The 25,973-nt window shown below is 45.6% G+C and carries 14 protein-coding genes and 2 pseudogenes (1 of these 16 running past the window's edge); 10 read left to right on the top strand and 6 right to left on the bottom strand.

Annotated elements, in window-relative coordinates:
• Positions 1-22: 22 nt before the first annotated feature.
• The 3 genes from B5G04_RS00210 to B5G04_RS00225 form a co-directional block, all read right to left on the bottom strand.
• A complete protein-coding gene (locus B5G04_RS00210; protein ID WP_087251097.1) occupies positions 23-3,439 on the bottom strand; it encodes a SusC/RagA family TonB-linked outer membrane protein in 3,417 nt (1,138 codons plus the stop codon).
• 361 nt (positions 3,440-3,800) lie between these two features.
• Positions 3,801-5,138: a DUF1735 domain-containing protein gene (locus B5G04_RS00215; RefSeq protein WP_158100007.1), complete on the bottom strand. Its 1,338-nt coding sequence runs from the start codon at positions 5,136-5,138 to the stop codon at positions 3,801-3,803.
• A 739-nt stretch (positions 5,139-5,877) separates the two neighbouring features.
• Positions 5,878-6,408 (bottom strand): RNA polymerase sigma-70 factor, encoded by a 531-nt coding sequence (locus tag B5G04_RS00225; RefSeq protein ID WP_022039574.1) that lies wholly within the window; start codon positions 6,406-6,408, stop codon positions 5,878-5,880.
• Between the two features lie 219 nt (positions 6,409-6,627).
• Here B5G04_RS00225 and B5G04_RS00230 point away from each other — a divergent pair, with 219 nt between their 5' ends.
• From B5G04_RS00230 to B5G04_RS00260, 7 genes are all read left to right on the top strand, one after another.
• Entirely contained in the window at positions 6,628-9,156 is a 2,529-nt protein-coding gene (locus B5G04_RS00230; RefSeq protein WP_239413988.1) for a GH92 family glycosyl hydrolase, read from the top strand.
• A 33-nt stretch (positions 9,157-9,189) separates the two neighbouring features.
• Positions 9,190-10,170, top strand: coding sequence for a FecR family protein (locus B5G04_RS00235; protein WP_087395030.1), 981 nt, complete (start codon positions 9,190-9,192; stop codon positions 10,168-10,170).
• 131 nt (positions 10,171-10,301) lie between these two features.
• Positions 10,302-12,575, top strand: a complete 2,274-nt coding sequence (locus B5G04_RS00240) for a GH92 family glycosyl hydrolase (protein ID WP_087395034.1) — start codon at positions 10,302-10,304, stop codon at positions 12,573-12,575.
• 151 nt (positions 12,576-12,726) lie between these two features.
• Positions 12,727-15,006 (top strand): GH92 family glycosyl hydrolase, encoded by a 2,280-nt coding sequence (locus B5G04_RS00245; RefSeq protein ID WP_087251089.1) that lies wholly within the window; start codon positions 12,727-12,729, stop codon positions 15,004-15,006.
• Between the two features lie 12 nt (positions 15,007-15,018).
• Positions 15,019-16,392: an MFS transporter gene (locus tag B5G04_RS00250; RefSeq protein WP_087251092.1), complete on the top strand. Its 1,374-nt coding sequence runs from the start codon at positions 15,019-15,021 to the stop codon at positions 16,390-16,392.
• A 56-nt stretch (positions 16,393-16,448) separates the two neighbouring features.
• A complete protein-coding gene (locus B5G04_RS00255; RefSeq protein ID WP_022039580.1) occupies positions 16,449-17,420 on the top strand; it encodes a glycoside hydrolase family 130 protein in 972 nt (323 codons plus the stop codon).
• 160 nt (positions 17,421-17,580) lie between these two features.
• Positions 17,581-19,785 (top strand): GH92 family glycosyl hydrolase, encoded by a 2,205-nt coding sequence (locus B5G04_RS00260; protein WP_239414021.1) that lies wholly within the window; start codon positions 17,581-17,583, stop codon positions 19,783-19,785.
• An 86-nt stretch (positions 19,786-19,871) separates the two neighbouring features.
• Here B5G04_RS00260 and B5G04_RS00265 read toward each other — a convergent pair.
• Positions 19,872-20,153, bottom strand: a pseudogene (locus tag B5G04_RS00265) (beta-galactosidase); the annotation flags it as partial.
• Between the two features lie 84 nt (positions 20,154-20,237).
• On the opposite strand from B5G04_RS00265, the gene B5G04_RS00270 reads away from it, so the two are divergent.
• From B5G04_RS00270 to B5G04_RS00280, 3 genes are all read left to right on the top strand, one after another.
• On the top strand, positions 20,238-20,561 hold the full coding sequence (locus B5G04_RS00270) for a hypothetical protein (RefSeq protein ID WP_087395040.1): 324 nt from the start codon (positions 20,238-20,240) through the stop codon (positions 20,559-20,561).
• Entirely contained in the window at positions 20,554-20,922 is a 369-nt protein-coding gene (gene tnpB, locus B5G04_RS00275) for an IS66 family insertion sequence element accessory protein TnpB (protein WP_013616133.1), read from the top strand. The genes B5G04_RS00270 and tnpB overlap by 8 nt, the downstream gene beginning before the upstream one ends.
• Positions 20,923-21,008: 86 nt before the next feature.
• Positions 21,009-22,634 (top strand): IS66 family transposase, encoded by a 1,626-nt coding sequence (locus B5G04_RS00280; protein ID WP_087395044.1) that lies wholly within the window; start codon positions 21,009-21,011, stop codon positions 22,632-22,634.
• Between the two features lie 114 nt (positions 22,635-22,748).
• On the opposite strand, the pseudogene B5G04_RS00285 reads toward B5G04_RS00280, so the two are convergent.
• Together B5G04_RS00285 and B5G04_RS20315 are read right to left on the bottom strand one after the other, a co-directional pair.
• Positions 22,749-24,209, bottom strand: a pseudogene (locus tag B5G04_RS00285) (DUF4982 domain-containing protein); the annotation flags it as partial.
• Positions 24,125-25,973: the 3' portion of a sensor histidine kinase gene (locus B5G04_RS20315; RefSeq protein ID WP_239413989.1), read on the bottom strand. It continues 215 nt past the right edge of the window; the window shows 1,849 of its 2,064 coding nt (coding positions 216-2,064); its start codon lies beyond the right edge, outside the window; its stop codon occupies positions 24,125-24,127. The gene B5G04_RS20315 and the pseudogene B5G04_RS00285, both read right to left, overlap by 85 nt.

Raw genomic sequence — 25,973 nt, forward strand, 5'->3', positions numbered from 1 at the left:
AAGTTACTATTTTTATGTAAGATTAAAAACCTAAACTAACTGACAAACCGAAGGTACGAGAGTACGGCAGAGCCGCATAGTCGATTGCCTGCGAGAACATTGAGGTATCGTAACCACCTTCAGGGCTGGTGCCCGGTGTATGTTTCATCAGGTAACACAAGTTACGAGCCACGAACGAAACGTTCAACGAAGTCAACGGAGTCTTTTGCAACAGTTTTGACGGGAACGAATAACCGATAGACAATTCTTTCAACTTAATGAACGAAGCGTCATACAAGAAATCTTCCGGCAACAAATTGCCATAATAGTCAGAAGCTCTAATAGCGGTGTTATTTGTAGTACCGTCTTCTTTTACACCTGGGAATACCATCATGTAGTTGTTATTCTCACCACGGTTTTCCGTACGTTTTGCCAAACCGTTACCAGTAGCTACCATTTCTGAATAAGAGAAGATGTCACCACCAAACTTCATATCGAACATAGCCGAAAGCGTAATGCCTTTGTAAGTGAAAGTTGGAGATACAGACATTGTCAGTTTGGGCTGGATGTTACCAATCGGGTTAGCAACACGTTCAGCTTCATCAGTAATGGTCATCGGAAGTCCGTTCGCACCGATAATGATGTTGCCATTTTCATCACGCTGATAAAGCGTACTAGCATAGATATCACCCAATTTACCACCTTCGGTTGCACCTACCTGAATCGGGAAATTAGTATCACCTTCGAAGAACATGTATCTTACACCTTGATCGGGTGCCAATTCTTCAACTGTAGAAACGTTGTGAGCCATGTTCAAGTTCAAATCAAACGTAAAGTCTTTGGTGTCTACAATGGTAGAATAAATCATCAATTCCACACCTTGGTTCGAAATCAAACCGGCATTCACCCATTGACCACCCGACCAGGGAGCTGCAGCAGGCACTTTCATAATCTGGTTCTTTGTCTTCATATAATAATAAGTGAAGTCAAAGCCTAACCGATTATCAAAGAAACGCATATCCAAACCAGCCTCGTAAGATGTTGCAATTTCCGGCTTCAACTGGTCGTTCATCTTCACATTGTCACGGGTCGGAGTCAGGATACCGTTATCAAATGAATAAGAATACGTATTGTACAACTGATAAGGGCTTGTATCCTTACCTACCTGAGCTGCAGACAAACGCAACTTGGCAAAAGTCAACCAACTGGGCAATTCTTTATCCAAGGAACGTACAAAATCTGAAATCACGAAACTCAAGTTAGCAGACGGATAGAAGAAAGAGTTGTTCTGTTGGGGCAACGTAGATGACCAGTCGTTACGGGCAGTCAAGTCCAAAGCCAAATATTCTTTCCATGCCAACTGTGCCGATCCGAATACGGAGTTTGTAGCACGTTCGTAACCGGTTTCACCTGCCGTACGGAGCAAGTTGGCAGCATTAAACATCCAGTTGCCTTTAATCAGCATATTACCTACACCGGCATTCAGAGCCTCATACTTCTGATACATGAAGTTGGCACCCAAGTTCACACCCAAACGGAAATTATCGGTAATTTGCTTGTCTGCCATCAACATAAATTCAGCATTCGATTCAAAGAAGTTTTCTTCCCGGCGATCCATTGCATCGTTCGTTATCATTGCCATCGAACTTTCACCATTGATACCGTCACCACCATTGGTTTCTTCGATACGGGTACGATAGTAATCGAAAGCGTATTTAGCAGAGAAATGCAGCCAATCGGTAAAATTGATTTTCGCATTGTAGTAACCGAAAGCACGCCAACGTTCGTCTTCATTACGACGTTGGTTCAATACATAATACGGGTTACGGATGCCTGCAGTCGGTCCGTACCAGTTAACATGTACATGATTGTCATCGGAATACTGGCGCAAGTCATCCAAACGTACATTGTGTGGAATACCCATCAACTGATTGATAGCACCATACGTACCATACATCGGACGATCGTTAGCTTTCGTACGCGACAAAGAAATCTTAGCGTCCATCGACAGGTATTTATTCAATTCCGTACCTGCGTTCAAGTCTACATTAATACGTTGCAGTTTCTCGTTCGGGAACATACCGTCATTATCCGATGCGCCGAATGATGCGCGATAATGTGAAGTTTCCGTACCGTTTTGGATAGATACGTTGTGTGTCTGAGAGAAGCCTGTCTCGAAATAATCTTTCAGCTTGTTTCCGTATTTAGAATAAGCGTAGGTCTGACCGTTCCACGCTTCCTTCATTGAACCATCCAATACGGGTCCCCAGCTACTAGAAGCTCCTGTCGTATACTCGGCTCCCCCATTTTCTCCTATCAGACCTTGTCCATAACGTTCCTGCATATCCAATGTCTCAGCAACCTTTGTCCACGTAAAGTTACCACTATAACGGATACCGAAACCGTCTTTCTTCGAACCTTTCTTGGTCGTTACCAAGATAACACCGTTACCGGCACGGCTACCGTAAAGGGCTGCAGCATTCGGACCTTTCAATACCGAGATACTTTCGATATCATCCGGATTGATATCCAACGAAGCACCGCCACGGTCTACACCACCATAGAACGATGCATCCGAATTACTGTTATCACTGAACGGCACACCGTCCACAATCCACAGCGGCTGGTTGTTGTCGCTCAACGAAGAGTTACCACGGATAGTAATCTTGGTAGAACCGCCCAAACCGGTAGCAGAAGTGTTCATCGACAGACCGGCAACTTTACCTTGCAAAGCACTGGTTACCGACGGGTCACCCGTACGGTTCAGTTCATCACTCTTCAGTTCCTGAACGGCGTAACCCAACATCTTCTTTTCACGCTTGATACCCAAAGCGGTAACAACCACTTCGTCCAACATTTCAGAGTCTTCTTCCATAGTCAGGTTGATGGTAGTCTTTCCGGCCTCTACCGTCATTTCTACCGTTTTATAACCGATGTAAGAGAACTGCAAGACAGAACCTACGGGAACATTTACTGTAAAGTTACCATCCCAGTCGGTAATGTTTCCGTTAGTCGTTCCTTTCTGTACAACCGACACACCAATCAACGCTTCACCTGTTGCGTCAACAACACGTCCAGTGATTTGTTGCTGTTGTTCTTCCTGCGCTGCATTCACAGCAGTAGGTGCTGTTGTAGAAGTAGATTCTTTCGACAAATAAATCACATTGTCATCTACTACATAACTGATACCCTTCCCTGCCAATGCCTGATCAAGAACTTCTTCCACGCTGGAGCCGTTTGCCTTTACCGACTCGATCGGTGTATCGGCCAATTCGTCATCGTAAAAGAATTGATACTGGGACTGAGACTGAATCTGCTGAATCATAGTCCCCAACTGAGTATTGGTCAATGCAATATTTAATTGCGCAGACACTACCTGTGTAGGAACAGCAAATAGTGCCGAAACCAATAATGCCCGAACGAGTTTCTTCGAGCTCATGCACGAATGTTTGCTTCTCATACTTGCATTTCTAAGGTTAAACATTAATATTAAGTTGATTATCTCTTTCTCTTTTTTCTCTTTTATCTTTAAGCTATTGGGCAAAACTTATAATAATAACAACTATCTTTTATAAAACACTTAGGCAGAAAATGAATTTTTTTAATTTTCACGAACAAATAATGAACAACCGAAGCCTATGCGTCGCACACAAGCTCCGGTCTTTTCACTTTATTTATCTATTAAACAACAGGTAGAGAGTATTTCAGTACATCCTTATTAGAAACTGCCTGGATTTTCCACAAAACGTTTTTCTTGACTTGATGTATTCTTTTCGTGTGTGCTTTGAGATGAATCCAAAATAGTTTCTGAAAAATTTCAATCACTGATTTCCATCAGACGGAGCGACAAACTTAACCGCTTCCATCGATGTACGTGCATAGACATTGCCTGTCCATTCTACAGTAAGCCCATTCCATAATACTTTTGCAACTTGGTTAAATTCGCGGATATATGTACGGCTGGACTTCAGGTCGTAAAAAGCAAAGTATCCGTATTTTCCGTCCTTCACCTTATTCAAATATGCCTCATTCACCGAAACCGGTATCATTTTCCCCTTATTGTCCAATCCACTTAACGTAATGGCATAAGGTGCCTCGATAGCATTACTGATATCCTGTTGCCGGTATTCGTCAAACGCACCATAAGCTCCATATACAGCATAGTCGATCAACTCTTCCACGTTCGTCCCTACCGGCTGGTCATCATCCGTATACCAATAGATACCAAAAGTACTTTCACCTTTTGGCAATACTTCCCGGCAGGCTTCCATCAGCCGGGTATAATTGGCACTTGTACATTCTGTTGCCGAACTTACCACACCAGGGCCAGACACGGCACTTCCTTTGAACTTATTTTCAGCGTATGATGAATACTCATCATCAAAATCAAATCCATCAAAGCCGTAAATATCAGCGTACATCTTCAGTTCTTTCGCAAAAACTTTCGCACCTTCAGCACTCAAGCTGCGCATTCCAGCATCATCGTGGTTGCCTAAAATAGACAAATGGACCCTAATCCCTTTCTTCTGTAACGGACGAATGATTTCATCGGCATGTTCCAAGACAAAAGCCACCTGGTCATTGCAATGGATATATGGCATACCTTCCTCATTCAGGTTGATATTCGCTGCAAAGACGCTTACAATATCAAAAAAAGGCTTTCCGTCCGACAAGGTATATTCACCTGCATTCAGCGGACTGTCATTGTTCACCTCGATATAACACAAATTCTTGATTGTCTTTTCATATACAGGAGCGTCCAATGCCGCTACCTGGTAAATAAACACGCCATTATCCTCCGAAACAGAACCTCCTTGACCGGCAACTGCTGTAATGGCAACCGCATTCCCTTTTCCGCCTGCCGGCACATTGACAGCCACATAATCCGACCGAAGCCGCCCTGCCGGAATAGTCACGGCACCTTCGGTTGCCAACGATGCCCCTTCATAAGCCGTATAATTTGTCCCGTTCGCCTTATTGTAAGCTTCTAAAGCTTCGTTATCTACCGCAAAAGTCACCCGTGTATCCACATTCGCAACCGTATCCAATTCGAAATACACATATCCGGCAGCCGCCTTACCATTGCGGACAGTCAATGTAGTCCCCATCTTAGCTCCAGCTGCCGACCGGACACTGCCCACGGCATCCTTTGTATTCATATTACAAGACTGTAAAGACAACACAACAAACGCCCATAACATGAACGTTTGGAACAGATTCAAGCATTTATCAGATTTTTTGTTTTCCATACCTGTTTTTTAAGGTTACACATTCAATTTCTATTTATTTTGTTTGTCAAGTTTATCCAACAAACGGATAAAATCATTTATATAACAAGTCTGCAAAGTGAAACACTTACCCTCCTCCACACTTTTTCGTTACTTTTTATGAATCCTCCTTGCCCTTACGCGTGCGCGAATATTTATTTAAAAGATATTGAATATCCGCAAACATCCCATGTAGGGGCGTATCGCATACGCCCTGAAGACATCCACGTGGATTAGTTGACGTATTCGGGCGTATGCGATACGCCCCTACAAGACAATTGGGTGAAATGCGGATATTCAAATAAAAGATTCTGTGTCCCCTGTGGTGAGAAAATGCACAATTTCATACCGCGCAAAGTATACTATCATGCGCGGTATAAATGGTTGTTATTTTTCTTCGTCTATCAACGCAGATAACTTCGTCTGATGTAAGATTAATAATCTTCCGCTTGTAAGATTAATAATCTTGCAGCCTGAAGATTAATAATCTTACAGCGGATGGACCTATATACGTTTGCCGATGCACCTATATCCGCTGGCTTCCGCAACCGGTTGCATCTCGCTATGATTCTATCCGGAAAGTGGTAACCGGTCAGCATGGGTCGAATGCTTACGAAATTTCATCAGGAAATCAGAAGCGCAAGCCTTTCAACCGTTCACGGAGCACTTTCAAGGCTTTGTACATGTGCGCTTCTACTGTACGCAAGGAAATGCCCATTACATCGGCAATATCTTTGTTTTTCATATCGTGCAGGTAACTGAGCTTGAATACTTCCCGACACTTGTCAGGAAGCTCATCAATGGCACGGTGAAGTTCCGAACGCAACTCACGATTCTCTATCCGGCTGATAACATCCGTATGGTCGGGCTGGTAGTAATCCAGCTTTTTCTGATAAAACTCCACTGCATCCGCGTTGTAGTTTTCCGCCACAGCCTTATGTTTCAGAAGATTAATAGCTTTGGTATAGACCGAACGATACAAGAATGACTGGAACTGTTCGCCTATCTCTACGGTATCCTGCCGCCGCCAGACTTCGACAAACACATCCTGAACAATATCTTCGGCATCATCCTCCCCCACCAGACGAGTTGCATAAAACAACAGACCTGCATAATAACGTCGAAATAATGCCTTATATGTTACTTCAAATTCTTCCTTCATAACCCGGATACCAAATTAAGCACAATGCAAATGTAACTAATTGAAAGAAATGAACAAACTAAATAAGTGTTTTTCTTTAATCACTTGTTTTAATTATCAGACGCAGCCATACAAAGGCACAATGAAATCCGCCCACAATCCGGACGTTTTTTCTTTGTATCCTTTGTGTTTTGCACCTAACACCACAAATCCAAATTCTAATTTCAAACAACTAATATTATGAGACTGAGAACCGTCCCTATTTATGCCTTAGCACTCACACTTGCAGCGTGTACCACAACCCCACAACCTGCTACGGAAGACTATACCCAATATGTAAACCCATTTATCGGAACCGACTTTACAGGCAACACTTATCCCGGAGCACAAGTGCCTTTCGGCATGGTGCAGTTAAGTCCCGACAATGGTTTGCCCGGATGGGACCGCATCGCCGGTTATTTTTATCCGGACAGCACCATAGCCGGATTCAGCCACACCCATCTTTCGGGCACAGGTGCAGGCGACCTGTACGATATATCGTTCCTGCCTGTTACCCTTCCTTACAATGAAGCAGAAGCTCCGTTGGGTATCCACTCAAAATTCTCACACCAGAACGAGAGCGCATACGCCGGCTACTATCAGGTAAAGCTGGACGACTACAACATCAACGTAGAACTGACCGCCACCGAGCGTTGCGGTATCCAACGTTATACATTCCCGAAAGCAGAGTCTGCCATCATCCTTAATCTGGCTAAATCCATGAATTGGGATGCAACACAGGAAACACACATCGAAGCTGTCGACTCGGTCACCATCCGTGGATACCGTTACTCAATCGGCTGGGCACGCAACCAGAAAGTTTATTTCTGCACCCGCTTTTCCCGCCCGTTTACCCACATGACAATCGATACCATCAACGTGCTTAGAGAAGATAAAAACTATGACACCGGACTCCGCGCCCGCTTTGACTATCCTACACAAGCAGGCGAACAGATTACCTTGGTCACTGCACTCTCAGGAGTAAGTATGGAAGGAGCCGAAAAAAACCTGCAAGCTGAAGCTCCCGACAATGACTTTGACGCCTTCCTGGCAAAAGCAAAGGAAGCATGGAACCGTGAACTGGGAAAAATCAAAATAGAGACAGACGATTCTGACACACGGACTGTATTCTACACCGCATTTTATCACAGCATGTTAGCCCCCACTATCTACAGTGATGTAGACGGAGCTTATTACGGACCTGACGGAAAGTCCCACCAAACAGACGGCTGGACAAATTACAGCACATTCTCTTTGTGGGATACCTACCGTGCGGCTCATCCGCTGTTCACCATTACCCAACCCGAACGCACCAATGACATGGTAAAATCGCTCCTTGCTTTCGGCGAACAAAACGGACGTCTGCCCGTATGGAACTTCTACGGAAGTGAAACCGACATGATGATCGGGTATCATGCGGTACCGGTCATCGTAGATGCCTACTTAAAAGGAATAGGAAACTTCGATGCTGAAAAAGCTTTGGCTTCGTGCGTAGCTACTGCCAACCTGGACGAATACCGCGGCATCGGTATCTACAAACAGAAAGGATACATCCCTTACGACATGCACGACCCATACAATAATGACGGATGGTCGCTCTCGAAAACTTTGGAATATGCTTTCGATGACTATTGCATCGCCAAAATGGCAGAAAAGATGGGCAAAAACGATATAGCCAAAGAGTTTTATACCCGTTCGCAAAACTACCGGAACGTGTACAACCCGGCAACATCTTTCATGCAACCACGCAACATGAAAGGTGAATTCATTGCCGGTTTTGATGCCGAAGATTATACCCCCAACATCTGCGAAAGCAACGGATGGCAATATTTCTGGTCTGTACAACATGATATTGAAGGACTGATAGACCTGACGGGAGGCAAAGAACGTTTTGCTCAAAAGCTGGACAGTATGTTCACCTATCACCCGACCGATACGACCGAGCTTCCCATCTTCAGCACCGGCATGATAGGGCAATATGCTCAGGGCAATGAACCCAGCCACCATGTAGCTTACCTGTACAATGCAGCAGGCGAACCGTGGAAAACCCAACAATATGCAAGCCAAATCATGCATACACTGTACACCAATACGCCAGCCGGCCTGTGCGGCAATGAAGACTGCGGACAAATGTCGGCATGGTATGTATTCAGTGCCATGGGATTCTATCCGGTAAACCCCATTTCACAAACCTATGAAATCGGAAGTCCGGTATTCCCGCGCCTGTCCATTTCTTTACCGAACGGAAAAACATTTACTGTCATAGCCCACAATGCCAGTCCTGAGAATTGCTACATCCAGTCAATCAAACTCAACGGGAAGCCTTACGACAAGAGTTATATCACACATAGCCAGATACTGGAAGGAGTTACGCTGGAAATGGAAATGGGCAATCAGCCGGGCAAGAAATGGTATTATAGTCAATCAGAAATGAATTGCGAAAAATCATTTGTCATGCTGAGTGCCCATTTCCAATGGAAACTCCATTCGATTATGACAATACATCAAGAATTTTTCGCAAACCAATTTTGTTTTACTATAATTCCACAGTTATCCGACAGGGAGTTAAAGGAAACTCTGAATAAAGATGAACAGTTTTTCAATGGCACACAGGCAGCGCAGACAAGCGCCGTTTGTGTGCCATTAAAGCATGATGCATATCAATCCTGCATTTTATTTGCCTTTTGTGTAAGTGTTTTTCCATCTTTAGTTGTTTTAAAGTCAAGATAAGGTTATCAAGGTATAGAAAATAGGTAAAAAGAAATGAGAGTGAATTATGAAACAATAATGCGCTTTTTCCGTGACGAATGCACGCCCGAAGAAAAACGGGCTGTAATGAAATGGGTCAATCAGTCGAAAGAACACGAAACCCTGTTTTTCAAGTGGGAAGAACTTTTCTACTTGGGACAAGAAGATGCAATACCCGACGAGACAACGCTGCGACAAGCAGAAAAGAAACTGGAAGGACGCATCGGAGAAGAACGGTCCACAATCCCGTTCTTCAGAAAAGGGATGAGATATGCAGCAGCCATTGCCGCATGTGTAGCCATAGCCGGACTGACAGTATGGTTTACACTAGGAAGACAAGAAGAACATCTGGTCACCGTTTCTACCGGAAGTGAAGAAACGCTGGCATTGGTCTTACCTGACAACAGCAAAGTATGGCTGAATGAAAATTCGACTTTGAAATATCCCGAAAAATTCGATGGGGAAAAGCGAGAGCTCCGGTTGAATGGAGAAGCATATTTCGAAGTAACCAAAAACAAGCACAAACCGTTTAAAGTGCTCAGTAAAAACATGAGCGTGCAAGTATTGGGTACCAAGTTCAACTTCAGGAGCCAAGATGAAGGGAAAAATGCAGAAGCATCGCTGATAGAAGGTGAAGTAAAAGTAGAAGGAAACCACAACGAAGGTGCAATCACTTTATCACCGGGGCAGAAAGTAGAACTGAACCTGGTGACACGACAGATGAAAGTGTCGCAAACCGATGCCATAGTAGATGCCGTTTGGCACAACAATCTGATTCCATTGGATCAGGCAAACATGTTCCGCATAGCCGACATCTTGGAAAAGCTATATGGAGTGGATATCATTCTTTCGCCCGATATAGACCGGACAGCGACTTATTCGGGTGTGTTGAAAAAGAAAGACACGATAGACGATGTTTTGAAAATCTTGCAGAATACCATCCATATCAATTACAAGATAAACCAAGGAACGGTATTCATTTCATCGGAAGAATAAAGGCAACCAGTTGAAGAGGTTTCAAACAAAAGGAAAAACAGAACGACCTGCAACTGGAAAACGATGCAGGCATATAACAATATAATAATATAATAAGGTGTATTAACTTAATTCAAACTTATAATCATATTATGAAAACAAAGCTTTCGGTGATAGCTTACTGCGCAGGAGCTGTCTTCATGTTGGCAGCGTGTGCCCCAAATGCCACAACGCCCGACTATACAGCGTATGTCAACCCTTTTATCGGTACAGGAGGACACGGACACACGTTTCCCGGACCGGTAGTACCTAATGGCATGATTCAACCCAGCCCTGATACCCGTATCGACGGATGGGATGCCTGTTCAGGATATTATTACGAAGATTCGACCCTGAACGGATTCTCGCACACCCATGTCAGCGGAACCGGATGTGCCGATTACGGCGATTTCCTGCTGATGCCTACCGTAGGCGAACAACAATACAACCCGCAAGATTATGTCAGTCAAACCTTGCCATACGCCTCTCCTTTCAGTCACGAAAACGAAATGGCTGAACCGGGATATTATTCGGTATTCCTTGACCGCTACGGAGTAAAGGCTGAACTGACCGCTACCCCGCGTGCAGCACTGCACCGCTATACGTTCCCTGCATCTGAAAATGCCGGGTTCATACTTGACATGGATTATTCCATCCAATACCAGACCAACCTGGACATGCAAGTAGACGTCGTCAGCGATACGGAAATCAAAGGCAGCAAACTGACCAAATACTGGGCATTCGACCAACAGGCTAGCTTTTATGCCAAGTTCTCCAAGCCCTTTACTTACACCATTGTGCGTGACACACTGACCGATGCCAAAGGCCGGACACAACCACGATGCAAAGTCCTGCTGAAATTCAAGACTGAAAAAGACGAACCTGTCATGGTAAAAGTGGGTATCTCTGCCGTTGATACGGAAGGGGCAAAAAAGAACCTGGAAGCTGAAATCCCAGCCTGGGACTTCGACAAAGTACGCAACGATGCACGCCAGGCATGGAATGCCTACCTATCAAAGATAGACATCACCACCTCTAATGCGACCAACAAAAACATATTCTATACAGCCATGTACCACACGGCCATCAGCCCGAATCTCTTTACAGACGTAGACGGGCGTTACTTGGGAATGGACCGCGAGATACACCAAGGTGACGTGAACAAACCGGTATACACTGTATTTTCGTTATGGGACACATTCCGTGCACTTCACCCGTTACTTTCTATCATTGACCCCAAGTTGAACAACGACTTTATCCGCTCGTTGATTTTGAAAAGCCAAGAAGGTGGCGTATTCCCGATGTGGGACCTGGCATCCAACTACACAGGGACAATGATTGGGTATCATGCAGCATCGCTCATAGCCGATGCCTATACCAAGGGGAATGCTGATTTTGACCTTCAGGAAGCCTACAAGGCATGCTTACGGACAGCTGAATACGACACGACAGGCATTAAATGCCCGCCTGAAGTATTGCCTTTCCTGATGCCGATGGCAAAATATTATAAAAACACCCTTGGCTATATTCCGTGTGACCGTGAGAACGAGTCGGTAGCAAAAGCATTGGAATATGCTTACGACGATTATTGTATCTCTATTCTGGCAGAAGCCGTGGGCGATTATCAAAACCAACAAAAGTATGCCAAGTTGGCAAAAGCCTATACACATTATTTCGATCCGTCTACCCGTTTCATGCGCGGTCTGGACTCGAAAGGAAACTGGCGCAGTCCGTTTAATCCAAAGGCTTCAAATCACCGGAACGATGATTACTGCGAAGGCAACGCATGGCAATGGCTGTGGTTCGTACCACAAGATATAGAAGGTTTCGTAGAGCTGATGGGAGGCAAAGAAGCATTTGTCGGCAAACTGGATTCACTGTTCAATGCCGATTCGACCATCGAAGGTGAATTAGTATCGGCCGATATCAGTGGCCTTATCGGACAATATGCACAAGGAAACGAACCGAGTCACCACGTAATTCATCTCTACAATTATGTAAACCGTCCGTGGCAGACCCAAGAACTGATAGACCGTGTCTTGAAAGAACAATATCGCAACGCTCCGGATGGCCTGTCAGGCAATGAAGACTGCGGACAGATGTCGGCATGGTACATCTTGAATTCTCTTGGATTCTACCAAGTATGTCCAGGCAAGCCTGTATATTCTATCGGCCGTCCGATATTCGATAAGGCTATCATCAACCTGCCTGATAAAAAAGCCTTTACAATCATCACAAAAAACAATTCGGCAGACAACAAATATATCGAGAGCGCAACATTAAACGGTCAACCGTTGAACGTACCGTTCCTGAACCATAAAGACATTGCTGCCGGAGGTACGTTGGAAATCGTCATGACCAGCCAACCTACCCAATGGGGAATTTAAGAACCGATGTGCCAGCATTTAATTTGCCAATGTGCTAATTTACAAAGGGAAAGAATTAATTCTTTATTCAACCAGTAATTAGCACATTCGCAAATTGGCTGCATGAGCACCTATTCACATTTAACACATTAGCAAATAAAAAAACACGACCATGAAAAAACAATCCTTACTAATCACCTTGTTTGTCTGTCTGTTCACCATAGGACAAGCTAAAAATTATGTCGACTATGTAAGTCCACTGGTAGGTACACAATCCACGTTCGAACTCTCCACCGGAAATACCTATCCCGCCATTGCCCGTCCTTGGGGAATGAACTTTTGGACTCCTCAAACCGGAAAAATGGGAGACGGATGGCAATATACTTACACAGCTACCAAAATACGCGGTTTCAAACAGACACACCAACCCAGTCCGTGGATAAACGACTATGGACAATTTTCCATCATGCCGATGGTCAATGCCCCGATATTCGATGAAGAAAAACGTGCAAGTTGGTTCGCACACAAAGGAGAAACCGCCAAAGCCCATTATTACAAGGTATATCTGGCAGACTATGACATCGTGACGGAAATGACCCCGACCGAACGTGCCGTGATGTTCCGCTTCACCTTCCCCGAAAACAATCACTCATACATCGCAATTGATGCTTTCGACAAAGGTTCATACGTAAAAATTGACAAGGCCAACAACCGTATCCTCGGATATTCAACCCGAAACAGCGGCGGTGTACCTGCCAATTTCAAGAACTATTTTGTTATCGAGTTCGACAAACCGTTCACTTATCAGGCAACCGTAGCCGACAGCATTCTGAACGAGAACAGTACTGAACAACAAGCCGATCATGCAGGTGCCATTATTGGCTTCAGCACCCATAAAGGAGAAATTGTGCATGCACGCATCGCATCGTCTTTCATCAGCTACGAACAGGCTATGCAGAATCTGAAAGAATTGGGAAATGATTCTTTCGATGAATTGGTACAGAAAGGACAAGATGCCTGGAACAATGTATTGGGACGCATCGAAGTGGAAGGCGGCAATTTGGACCAATACCGTACTTTCTATTCTTGCTTATACCGTTCACTTCTGTTCCCCCGCAAGTTTTATGAAATCAATCCACAGGGACAAATCGTACACTATAGCCCGTATAACGGCGAAGTTTTGCCAGGATACATGTATACCGACACAGGTTTCTGGGATACATTCCGTTGCCTTTTCCCACTGTTGAATCTGATGTATCCTTCAGTGAACAGAGAAATTCAAGAAGGGCTCATCAATACTTACAAGGAAAGTGGATTCTTCCCCGAATGGGCAAGCCCCGGGCACCGCGGTTGCATGGTAGGAAATAATTCGGCATCAGTACTGGCAGATGCTTACCTGAAAGGTGTGAGAGTGGAAGATGTGGAAACTCTCTACCAAGGTATCCTCTATGGAACTGAGCACGTGCATCCCGAAGTTTCCTCTACCGGACGTCAGGGATATCAATATTACAACAAACTGGGTTACGTTCCTTACGATGTGAACATCAACGAAAACGCAGCCCGTACTTTGGAATATGCATACGACGACTGGTGCATTTATCAGCTAGCCAAGGCTCTTGACCGTCCTAAAAAAGAAATCAAACTTTTTGCAGAACGTGCCATGAACTACAAAAACCTGTTCGACCCTGAAAGCAAACTGATGCGCGGGAAAAATGAAGACGGTACTTTCCAATCGCCTTTCTCACCACTGAAATGGGGAGATGCTTTCACCGAAGGCAACAGCTGGCATTACTCATGGTCTGTATTCCATGACCCACAAGGACTTATCAACCTGATGGGAGGCGATGACGTGTTCATCACAATGATGGATTCGGTATTTGCCGTACCACCTATTTATGATGACAGCTATTACGGATTCCCCATTCACGAAATCCGTGAAATGACGGTCATGAATATGGGTAATTACGCACATGGCAACCAACCTGTGCAACATATGATATACTTGTACAATTACGCCAAACAGCCATGGAAAGCTCAATACTGGCTGCGACAAGTAATGGACCGCATGTATACTCCTACTCCAGACGGCTATTGTGGTGACGAAGACAACGGACAAACCTCTGCATGGTATGTATTTACAGCACTGGGATTCTACCCCGTATGTCCAGGAACCGACCAATACGTAATGGGAGCACCCTTGTTCAAAAAAGCGACCTTACATTTCGAAAACGGCAACACATTTGTCATCAATGCTCCTGAGAACAGCAAAGAAAACTTCTACATCAAAGCCATGACTGTAAACGGGCAAAACTATACCAAGAACTATGTCACGCATTCGACTTTGCAAAACGGAGGAAACATTGACATTACAATGAGCAATACTCCCAATAAGCAAAGAGGCATTGCAGCAGAAGATGCTCCTTACTCGTTCAGCAACGAAACGAAGAAATAATGTAACCGTGTCATGAAAGAAGACAAACAAATACATACAGCACACCAGAGAAGTCCCATCACGTGGGTACCTACCGCTTACTTCGCCATGGGACTTCCCTTTGTGGTGCTCAATATGGTAACAGTACTTATGTTCAAAGGATTGGGTGTAGAAGATAAGTTGATTACATTCTGGACCTCACTCATCCTGTTGCCTTGGACATTAAAACCTCTATGGAGTCCCTTTCTGGAACTGTTCAAGACGAAAAAATTCTTTGTGGTCGCCACTCAGTTGATTACCGGTATCACCTTCGGACTGGTGGCATTCTCGCTGAACTTGCCTCATTTCTTCAGCATCGCCATTGCCCTGCTGGCTGTTATCGCTTTCAGCGGTGCTACACATGATATTGCATGCGACGGGGTTTATATGAGCGAACTTACCCCTTCCGAACAGGCTAAATACATAGGCTGGCAAGGAGCATTTTATAACATTGCCAAAATTGTGGCCACCGGTGGACTGGTGTATCTTGCCGGATATGCCATCGAGCGTTATGGAGGCATCGGAAACGCTGACCAAGCAACTATGCTGACAGCCAACCAGAAAGCATGGATGCTGATTATGGCGATTCTATGTGCAACAATGGTATTGCTGGGCATTTACCATATATTTATGCTTCCTAAAGGCAAGCAACGAGATACAAACGAAAAACGGACAGCCGGAGATGTGATGAAAGAGTTGGTAGCTGTTCTTGCCGATTTCTTCCGCAAGAGCCACATCGTGTATTACCTCTGTTTCATCATCTTATACCGCTTTGCCGAAGGATTCGTAATGAAAATCGTACCGCTGTTTCTCAAGGCAGACCGTGCTACTGGAGGTTTGGGACTAAGTGAAAAGGAAATCGGACTATACTATGGTGCATACGGAGCCGCAGCGTTTGTGTTAGGTTCATTGTTGGCAGGCTATTATATATCTTCACGAGGACTGAAGAAAACCTTATTTACACTGTGTTGTATCTTCAATCTGCCCTTTGTCGTGTATGCCCTGTTATCGATTTTCCAACCCGAAAGCGGATGGATTATCTGTAGCGGCATCGTGTTTGAATACTTCGGCTATGGATTCGGATTCGTAGGGTTGACACTTTTTATGATGCAACAAGTGGCACCCGGGAAACACCAAATGGCACATTACGCTTTCGCATCGGGTATCATGAACCTGGGAGTCATGTTACCAGGTATGCTGAGCGGATGGGTTTGCGAAACCTTGGGTGAATGGTTCAACAAACCGGGAGGATACGAACCCTTCTTCATTTTCGTGTTGATAGCCACCATCCCTGCTTTCCTGATTACGTATTTTGTTCCGTTCAAGTATGCACCGGACGGCTCTTTACTGAAAGGTGAAAAAGAATAATAAACAAAATAATCCCTAAAAAGAGTAATTATCAATTATCAATTAAAAGAAGACTTATGGTAGAGAAATTTCAAATGCCGTGGGAAGAACGACCGGCAGATTGCAAAGATGTGATGTGGAGATACTCGCAGAATCCCATTATCGGACGCTATGACATACCTACATCGAACAGCATTTTCAACAGTGCCGTAGTGCCTTTCGGCGACGGCTTTGCCGGAGTTTTCCGCTGCGACAACAAGGCTGTACAAATGAACATCTTTGCCGGATTCAGCAAGGACGGAATCCACTGGGACATCCAGCATGAACCAATCCAGTTCAAAGCAGGGAATACAGAAATGATTGAATCTGATTATAAATACGACCCGCGGGTAACATGGATAGAAGACCGTTACTGGATTACCTGGTGTAACGGATATCATGGACCAACCATCGGCATCGGCTATACGTTCGATTTCAAAGAATTTTATCAATGCGAGAATGCCTTCCTGCCGTTCAACCGGAACGGTGTGCTATTCCCGCAAAAAATAAACGGCAAGTATGCTATGCTAAGCCGTCCCAGTGACAATGGGCACACACCTTTTGGTGATATCTATATCAGTTACAGCCCCGATATGAAATACTGGGGAGAGCATCGTTGCGTAATGAAAGTAACTCCGTTCGAAGACAGTGCCTGGCAATGTACCAAAATAGGTGCAGGCTCGGTTCCCTTCCTCACCGAAGCGGGATGGCTGTTGTTTTATCACGGGGTCATCACCACGTGTAACGGATTCCGGTATTCGATGGGAGCAGCTATCCTCGATAAAGAAAATCCGGAAAAAGTGTTATACCGTACCCAACCATACTTGCTGGCACCCGCAGCTTCCTACGAAATGCAAGGTGACGTACCCAACGTGGTATTTCCCTGTGCCGCACTGCAAGATGGCAAACGGGTAGCCATATATTATGGGGCTGCCGATACCGTGGTAGGCATGGCTTTTGGATACATTGATGAAATCATCGCATTTGTCAAGAGCCATTCTATCGTTTAAGAGACGCGTTCTACACAGAGACACAAGGGCACAGAGCATATTCTACCAACAGCTCCCGGCCTCTGTGTCTCTGTATTCATTAAAAAACAAACCTAAAACCTAAGTCACCATGAAACATTTTCTTACTTGCCTGGCAAGCCTGTTTCTATTAAGCCCGCTTATGGGGCAAGAGCCTGCCGACTATGTAAATCCGTTTATCGGCACCACCAATTTCGGCACTTGTAACCCCGGTGCCATCTGCCCTAACGGCATGATGTCGGTTGTTCCTTTTAACGTCATGGGGTCATCCGACAATACTTACGACAAAGATGCCCGATGGTGGTCTACTCCCTACGAATACACCAACAGCTTCTTCACCGGCTTCGCGCACGTCAACCTGAGCGGCGTGGGATGTCCCGAATTAGGTTCGCTCCTACTGATGCCTACCACTGGCAAATTGGATGTAGACTACCACAACTATGGCAGTAAATATGAAAAAGAGAATGCCACGCCGGGATATTATACCATTTCACTGACCAAATACAATATTCAGGCAGAAGCTACCGCTACGCCACGCACCGGACTTACACGTTTCACGTTCCCGAAAGGCGAAAGCCACATCCTGTTAAACTTGGGCGAAGGACTGACCAACGAATCCGGAGCCTATATGCGGAGAGTCAACGACCGGGAAGTGGAAGGCATGAAAGTGTTGGGTACGTTCTGCTACAACCCACAAGCAGTTTTCCCCATCTATTTCGTCATGCGTATCAGCCAGGCACCTAAAGCGACAGGCTACTGGAAAAAACAACGCCCGATGCAAGGAGTTGAAGCAGAATGGGACCCCGACCAAGGCAAATACAAACTGTATACCAAGTACAATAAAGACATAGCAGGAGACGACATCGGCGCATGGTTCACTTTCGATACGGAAGAAGGCGAACAGATAGAAGTGGCCATGGGCGTATCGTTTGTCAGCATTGAGAATGCACGCGAGAACCTGGAGAAGGAACAGCACGGACAACACTTCGACGCTATACACAACGAAGCGCGTACCCGCTGGAACGAAGACTTAGGGCGAATCAAGGTAGAAGGCGGCACCCAAGACCAGAAAACCGTATTCTATACCGCACTTTATCATGCACTGATTCATCCCAACCTGCTGCAAGACGTAAACGGAGAATATCCGCAAATGGAAGGCGACAAAATCCTCACCACGAAAGGAAACCGCTACACCGTATTCTCATTGTGGGATACTTACCGCAACCTGCACCAGCTGATGACACTGGTCTATCCCGAACGCCAGATGGATATGGTACGCACCATGGTTGACATGTACAAGGAACACGGCTGGCTACCCAAATGGGAACTTTATGGAAGAGAGACCCTGACCATGGAAGGCGACCCTGCCATCCCCGTATTGGTAGACACCTGGATGAAAGGTTTGCGTGATTTCGACATCGAACTTGCCTACGAAGCCATGCGCAAGGGAGCCGACACACCGGGAAAAGACAACCTGCTCCGCCCAGACAACGACGACTATATGAAATTGGGATACGTTCCTTTACGCGAACAGTTCGACAACTCCGTATCACACGCACTGGAATATTACATCGCCGACTATTCACTTGCCACCTTGGCAAAAGCCTTGGGAAAGAAAGACGATGCCAAACTGTTCTACGCCCGCTCAATGGGATACAAACATTATTATTGCAAGGAGTTCGGCACATTCCGTCCACTCTTGCCTGATGGTACCTTCTATTCACCCTTCGACCCCAAACTGGGTGCCAATTTCGAGCCTAATCCAGGCTTTCACGAAGGCAGTGCATGGAATTATACGTTTTATGTGCCTCACGATGTAATGGGATTAGCCAAACTGATGGGAGGAAAGAAAAAATTCGTCGACAAACTGCAAATGGTATTCGATGAAGGGCTATACGACCCTGCCAACGAACCGGACATCGCTTATCCATACCTGTTCAGTTACTTCAAGGGAGAAGAACGGCGCACACAGCTTTTGGTAAAAGAACTGCTTGCCAAATACTTCACCACCAAACCCGACGGTCTGCCGGGAAACGAAGATACAGGAACCATGTCGGCATGGGCTATTTTCAGTATGATGGGATTTTACCCCGACTGTCCTGGCGTACCCGAATATACGCTGACCACACCTACGTTTGACAAAATCACCATTAAGCTTGACCCCAAGTATTACGGACGTGACCAACTGGTCATCGAGCGCATAAACGAATCGGGAGATTCCGGATGGGGCTTCATCGACTACATCCGCATGGGAGACAAAAAATGCGGATACCGCATCAACCACAATGATCTGATTAATGCCGGGACGTTAACTTTCAAGGTGGAGCCAGCTGTACCATCGAAATAAAAAACTCCTGATAAAACGCTAAGAGATACGCCCGAAGTTCTATTTCCGGGTGTATCTCTCTGCTTCTTACACAACTACTAACCTTATCATCTGATAGTTTCTAAAAATTCAATTTCAATAATACGGAGATTATAATTGCCTTTGTCCACCTTTGCCCTTTTCTCCATATCATTCGCTGCACCTCCCGCTACTTCGATTATCTGTCCGAAAGCATCTTTATCTGTTGTACCTCCTTTCATACGGATGGTTATCTCATCCGAGCGTACTGGTTTGTCTACATGCAAATGGACATATCCCAAACTTTTGTCCGTATTTCCGCTCCAGACCAACTGATTGCCGGCATAAACTTCCAAAGGATAACTGCGCGAAGTAAGCATTCTAAGAAATACACATTGCATGTCCTATGGCTTGATTGTAATTTTGCCCCCGCATAACAATCAAACCGAATAGCAATGAACAGAACTGAATGTGAAGAATTAGAAATGCAGGTGCAACAAAGCGGCCTGTCATTGAAGTCGTACCTACGACAGATAGGAGTGAGTTATTCCACCTATCACTATTGGCAAAAGAAATACTCTGCCGAGAAAGACAGTATCAAACAAGAGCTGGCTCCGATCAATATCAAACGGCCAACAGCAGAATTGTCCTTGGACGAACAGGCTCCTTACGGCGTGTCCTTGTTGTTTCCCAACGGACTCCGTGCCCACTTTGGAAACGGCTCAGAGAAGCTGTTGATGGAAGTGTTGAACCAAAGTCTGCAGGAGGGCCATGTTTAACTTGAACGACACGATGCGCTACTTCCTGTGTCCCGGCAGGACGGACATGCGCAAGGGCATCAGTTCGCTGTGCGGGGTGGTGCATGAAAAGATGAAAAGTGAGGTGAAGAACGGCGATGTCTTCATCTTCATCGGCTCCAACCGCAGGCTTATGAAGCTGCTTCATGCGGAAGACGGCGGCATGGTGATGTACGTCAAACGGCTGGAGGCCGGACGCTTCAAACTGCCGGAATACGACCCGGAATCAGACAGTTATCCCATGGAATGGCGTGACCTGGTAATGATGGTCGAGGGCATTCAGGAAAGCCCGGGGCAGAGGCTCCGGCGGCTCAGGGCAGAGCGTAAGGAGTACCATGTATGACATGTTTTTTATTGAAAAAAGTGCTGGTATTATTGTATAATCCATTAATAATTAGTATCTTTACATCAGTAAAAAAGAGACAGGCAATGGATGAAAAAGCTATATTACTCAAGACGATAGAAGGGCTGAATGCCACTGTCGCTTCGTTGTCTGCCACCAATAAAGAACAGTCAGAGCAGATTAAAGATCTGCAGGAACGTATCAAAGAGTTGACGGCTCAGGTCGCATGGCTGAACCGTCAGCTCTTTGGGCGTAAATCGGAGAAGCTTCGCGCATATGACCCTAATATCCCCGATCTTTTTGCAGACGAGTTTGCCGGACTCCAACATCAGGCGGAAGAAAAGCGCGACGAAGCCGTTGGGAAGATTGAAAAGGAATCGGCGGAAGTACGGAAGCAGAATCGTCAGAACCGAAAAATGATAGAGGACTTACCCGTACTGGAGACCGAGACAATAGAACCGACAGGTGTTGACCTGTCTTTATACCGTAGAATAGGCGAAGAGATAACAAAAGTCGTCAAACACAAGCCGGGGATGCTTTACGTCAAGGAAATCATCCGTCCCAAATATGCACTCAAGGACAGCACCATGCTTCCTCCGGCTGGACAGAAAGGAGTGGAGATTGCCCCCATGCCGCTGATGCCTGTTGACAAGTGCATCGCTGATACCAGCCTGCTTGCCGAGATACTGCTTCAGAAGTATGAATACCACGTCCCGTTCTACCGTCAGATACGGCAATACAGGCATCTCGGGCTGAAAGGCCTTACGGAAAGCACGCTGGACGGATGGTTCAAGAAGACGGTAGAACTGCTGAAGCCCCTGTATGAGTCGCTTAAGAAAGAGGTTTTCTCTTGCGACTATGTGCAGGCGGACGAGACCACCATCCCGGTCATCAACAGAGGAAAGCACAAGGCGGAAAAGGAATACCTCTGGATGGTCAGGTCGGTCATGGAAAAACTGGTCATCTTCCATTATGACATGGGATCCCGGGCCGGATCAGTCATCGAATCACTGGCAAGCCAATACCGCTTCAAAGGATACCTTCAATGCGACGGTTTTGCAGGCTATGAGACAGCCTTCAAGACCAACCCCGACGTGCGGCTGGTCAATTGCATGGCGCATATCCGCCGTGATTTTGAGCATGCCTTGGGTGAAAACAAAAAGGAAGCCGAATATGGGCTGGCCCAGATACAGTACATGTACAGGATTGAGCACTGCTGCGATAAGGCGGGCTTGTCGTCCGACGGACGCAAAGCGAAACGCCGGGAACTGACACGCCCAATCATGGAGGCCATGAAGACGTGGATGGAAACGGAAGGCATCAAATACAGTCCCCAATCGCTAATCGGCAAAGCTGTCTCGTATGCCTATACCCGATGGGACAACATGATGAGATGCCTGGAGGACGGACGCCTGCTTTTGGACAACAACCTGGCGGAAAATGCCATCCGGCCAATTGCTTTGGGGCGCAAGAACTATCTCTTCTGCGGTAATCACGAGGCTGCCGTTAACATGTCTGTAATCTGTTCCCTGCTAGCCACCTGCAAGGCACACGATGTGAACCCAAGGGATTACCTGAAGGATATCATTGCCCAAATGCCGTATCATAAGAAGTCCGCTGATGAGGAACTGCTTAACCTTCTTCCGCACAAATGGAAACTGCAACATCCGGAGAGCCTGTTGACCAAACAAACTGTAGAATCCGCTAACTAACCACAACGTCAACATACAGGTTCAACAAAACTATAGCGACTGTCACTATGAATCCAATAGTAACAGTCGCTATCATTATATAGATATTTAATGACTGTAGTTTATCGAATGCTTACTGCGCGAACGCCATCCGTTCAATTTCAGACAAATATCATCAATTTCCGCTTCACGTGCCAATGTATAGATAATCCATGCCGTAGCCGATTGGCCGTCGTTCACCCATTCACTCAATTCATTATCGTCATAACTGGCACAAGCTTTCTCTTGATGAGCTCCGGCTTTTACCGACACTACAGCCACATCACGTTTTGTATCCACATAACTGGGGGTAAGTGGAGTTTCCCCCTTTCTCAAGTAGCCCTTCAATGTATATTGGGGAAGATAATCACTCAATCCGCCCACCAGCGTTACCGGAAGGGTTTCCAATGCAAGTTTCGCTTCAGGAAGTCCTTCGGCACGGGCGGTCACCGTAATCTTTCCCGCTTTTGTGGTGCTGCGTAACAAAGCACGGTTGATACCACATTCTACCGGCAATTCTTTACTCAGGATATAATTTCCCGGACCTTGAGCAATACCACCCCGCCACTCGGCTTCACCTTCTAATAGAAACGATATCATACGGTTATCCAATGGACAACGCCTACCATTCTTGTCTACCACTTCCACCTGAACCAATGCCATATCCGCACCGTCGGCACGGAATCCTTCGGGATTCTGCATAGCCGTCAGATGTAAGCGTGCCGGCTCACCTGCTGTTTCCAGTGTATAACGGCTCACCTCCTTGCCTTGTACATCATAACTCACCGCTTCCAGTTTACCCGGCTGATAAGCAACATTGTCAAAAGTGAACAGGAAATGATAATCCCGCTTTCCTTTGCCCAGCGATGTACCGTTCAGGAAAAGTTCTACCTGTTCGGCATTCGACACCACATAGACCGGTTTCACCGTATGTTCCGGATAGTTCCAATGCCCAATGATATACGTCTGATATTTATCCGTATCCCCCCATCCGTTCCACATCACCTGATGAGCATAAAATGCATCCTTCGGAATACGCAACGCATCGGTCACTCCACTCCGGCGATAATTTTCGGCTCCCCGATAATGCGTATTCGAATCAGAAAAGATAATCTTCGTACCGCCACTGCTTACACGCAAACCCGTTCCCGGCCGTTCGCGCCAATAGTCGTACCAACGGCGTACAATTTCTACAGCCAACATATCCTGATTATGATTATAGTCGGAAGCAGGCTGTCCCTTGTACAACGGTCCTTCTCCTTCCTTATGGTACGGATAGCTGTATTCATCCCAATACTTGCGCAAGCCTTCATCACGACAATATTCCGTAGCCCACATCGGATGTTTCTTACTTTTGTTGATGTACAACATTTCGCCTCCATATTCCGCTTCATTGATATCCAACATTTCACGTGAACCGATGGCACGCCCTCCATAAGGGTCGAAACGGTCACGAATCGCCTTCATCTCTATCATATGCTCACGGCTGATAGATTCATTACCACATTCATAAAAAAGGATGCTCGGATTATTGCGGTTGTACACAATGGCATCACGGGCGATAAACGATGTCTCAACTCTTCTTCATGCAACAAAGCACTCTCAGGTATCAGGAAATCTTTTTTATCATAAACCGAGACATCGGCAGGAAGCGTAACGATAAACGCCGACCCTCCTCCCCTACATTCCTCATAGACAACAGTTCCTTTATGTACCTGCACCAGTTCATGAACAAGATACAATCCGATTCCCATGCTATCTCCCGAAAGACTGTTTTGCATATAGTGCTTGAAAAGTTGTTCACGTTTTTCTTTCGGTATTCCCACCCCTGTATCAACCACGCGGATAACAAGCTGATGAATTGTTTCATCCACCTGAACCGAAAAATCAACCTTTCCACCGGAAGGAGTATACTTAAATGCATTGGAAAGCAAATTGTAAACTATCTTGTCCAGCTTCTCTTTATCCAGAAACATCTTATAAGACGGAACAGAAGGAAGAAAACGGAAATCCATTCTTTTAGATTCAGCCACTTCCTTAAAATTCAAGTATATTTCGTGTAAAAAAGCAATGACATCTGCTTCTTCCAACGAAAGCACAGGCTTCTTTTCCTGCATTTTCCGGAATTCAAGCAACTGATTAACAAGTCGTGACATACGTCGGGCACTTTTATCCATCATACGGACAGAAGATACCATCTCTTTCGGAATCACTTTCACCTGATGCATCTTGTCCAGAGCAACCTGAATCAGCGTAAGCGGCGTACGGAATTCGTGGGATATATGGGTAAAGAACCTCAATTTGTACTCGGTCAGTTCTTTTTCCACCTTGACCTTGTTCCGCAAATCATCCATGCGACGCACGACACGCCATGCCACATACATCAGACTCCCTAGCAAGAACAAATAAATGACAAATGCCCACCCAGTACGCCAAAAAGGTGGAACAATAACAATCTCAAGTGTCGTATAATCATCGCCCCACTGTCCGAACGAATTGCATGCCTTCACATGCAACTTGTAAGTGCCAGGGGGAAGATTCTTATAAGTACCCCAAGGTAATACCGAAGGCACACTCCATCCTTTATCATACCCCTGCAACTGATAGGTAAATCGAGGCGGCACAATAGCCGAATAATCCAAAGTAGAGAAATAAACAGTAAACGAATGCTGGCTGTAATCCAACTGTACCGAAGAGGTATAAGGCAATGATTTCTCGAATAGACGCTCTGTCCCACTACTCCCGGCTGAAACACCGTTCAATCGTAGGTCAGTAAAAGTCACATACGGTATACGACGGTCAGTATTAACCCGTGAAGGATCAACCACAGTAACCCCATCATTGGAACCCATCAGGATTCTCCCGTCTGGCAAAGCTAGTGCGGAAGTCTCGTTATAAACATTCTGCAACATCTGCATCGATAAGAAATAATTCAGAAAAGTCTTCGAAGATACATCAAAACACGAAACTCCATATTCGGTGGTAATCCAAATATTCCCTTTAGAATCTTCAGCAAAAGCCTGTATCATATCGTTTACCAAGCCATCACTCACTCCGTAATGCGAAAAACGAAGCCGAGCATAATCATCACCTGGTTTGCAGATACTGAAACCGGCTCCCGCTTCAGCTATCCACAGATTACCGTTACGGTCTTGCAAAAGATGTCGGATTTCATTACTCCGTAAATTCCCGTTTTGCCTGTTATAATGATAATATGCCTGCTCATCTGCCAGCAAACGTTCGGGACGAAAAATAAACACTCCGTCGCTCGTCGCAGCCCCAATCCAGCCATTCCGGTCTTCAACCAACATACGGATACGT

Origin of the sequence: Bacteroides sp. An51A (assembly GCF_002161565.1) — a bacterium.
Classification (GTDB): domain Bacteria; phylum Bacteroidota; class Bacteroidia; order Bacteroidales; family Bacteroidaceae; genus Phocaeicola; species Phocaeicola intestinalis.

What these genes read in the sequence shown, in the direction of transcription:
- B5G04_RS00210 (WP_087251097.1), bottom strand. Translation starts at nt 3,439, where the DNA reads ATGAGAAGCAAACATTCGTGCATGAGCTCGAAGAAACTCGTTCGGGCA.
- B5G04_RS00215 (WP_158100007.1), bottom strand. Translation starts at nt 5,138, where the DNA reads ATGAATACAAAGGATGCCGTGGGCAGTGTCCGGTCGGCAGCTGGAGCT.
- B5G04_RS00225 (WP_022039574.1), bottom strand. Translation starts at nt 6,408, where the DNA reads ATGAAGGAAGAATTTGAAGTAACATATAAGGCATTATTTCGACGTTAT.
- B5G04_RS00230 (WP_239413988.1), top strand. Translation starts at nt 6,628, where the DNA reads ATGAGACTGAGAACCGTCCCTATTTATGCCTTAGCACTCACACTTGCA.
- B5G04_RS00235 (WP_087395030.1), top strand. Translation starts at nt 9,190, where the DNA reads ATGAGAGTGAATTATGAAACAATAATGCGCTTTTTCCGTGACGAATGC.
- B5G04_RS00240 (WP_087395034.1), top strand. Translation starts at nt 10,302, where the DNA reads ATGAAAACAAAGCTTTCGGTGATAGCTTACTGCGCAGGAGCTGTCTTC.
- B5G04_RS00245 (WP_087251089.1), top strand. Translation starts at nt 12,727, where the DNA reads ATGAAAAAACAATCCTTACTAATCACCTTGTTTGTCTGTCTGTTCACC.
- B5G04_RS00250 (WP_087251092.1), top strand. Translation starts at nt 15,019, where the DNA reads ATGAAAGAAGACAAACAAATACATACAGCACACCAGAGAAGTCCCATC.
- B5G04_RS00255 (WP_022039580.1), top strand. Translation starts at nt 16,449, where the DNA reads ATGGTAGAGAAATTTCAAATGCCGTGGGAAGAACGACCGGCAGATTGC.
- B5G04_RS00260 (WP_239414021.1), top strand. Translation starts at nt 17,581, where the DNA reads ATGGGGCAAGAGCCTGCCGACTATGTAAATCCGTTTATCGGCACCACC.
- B5G04_RS00270 (WP_087395040.1), top strand. Translation starts at nt 20,238, where the DNA reads ATGAACAGAACTGAATGTGAAGAATTAGAAATGCAGGTGCAACAAAGC.
- tnpB (WP_013616133.1), top strand. Translation starts at nt 20,554, where the DNA reads ATGTTTAACTTGAACGACACGATGCGCTACTTCCTGTGTCCCGGCAGG.
- B5G04_RS00280 (WP_087395044.1), top strand. Translation starts at nt 21,009, where the DNA reads ATGGATGAAAAAGCTATATTACTCAAGACGATAGAAGGGCTGAATGCC.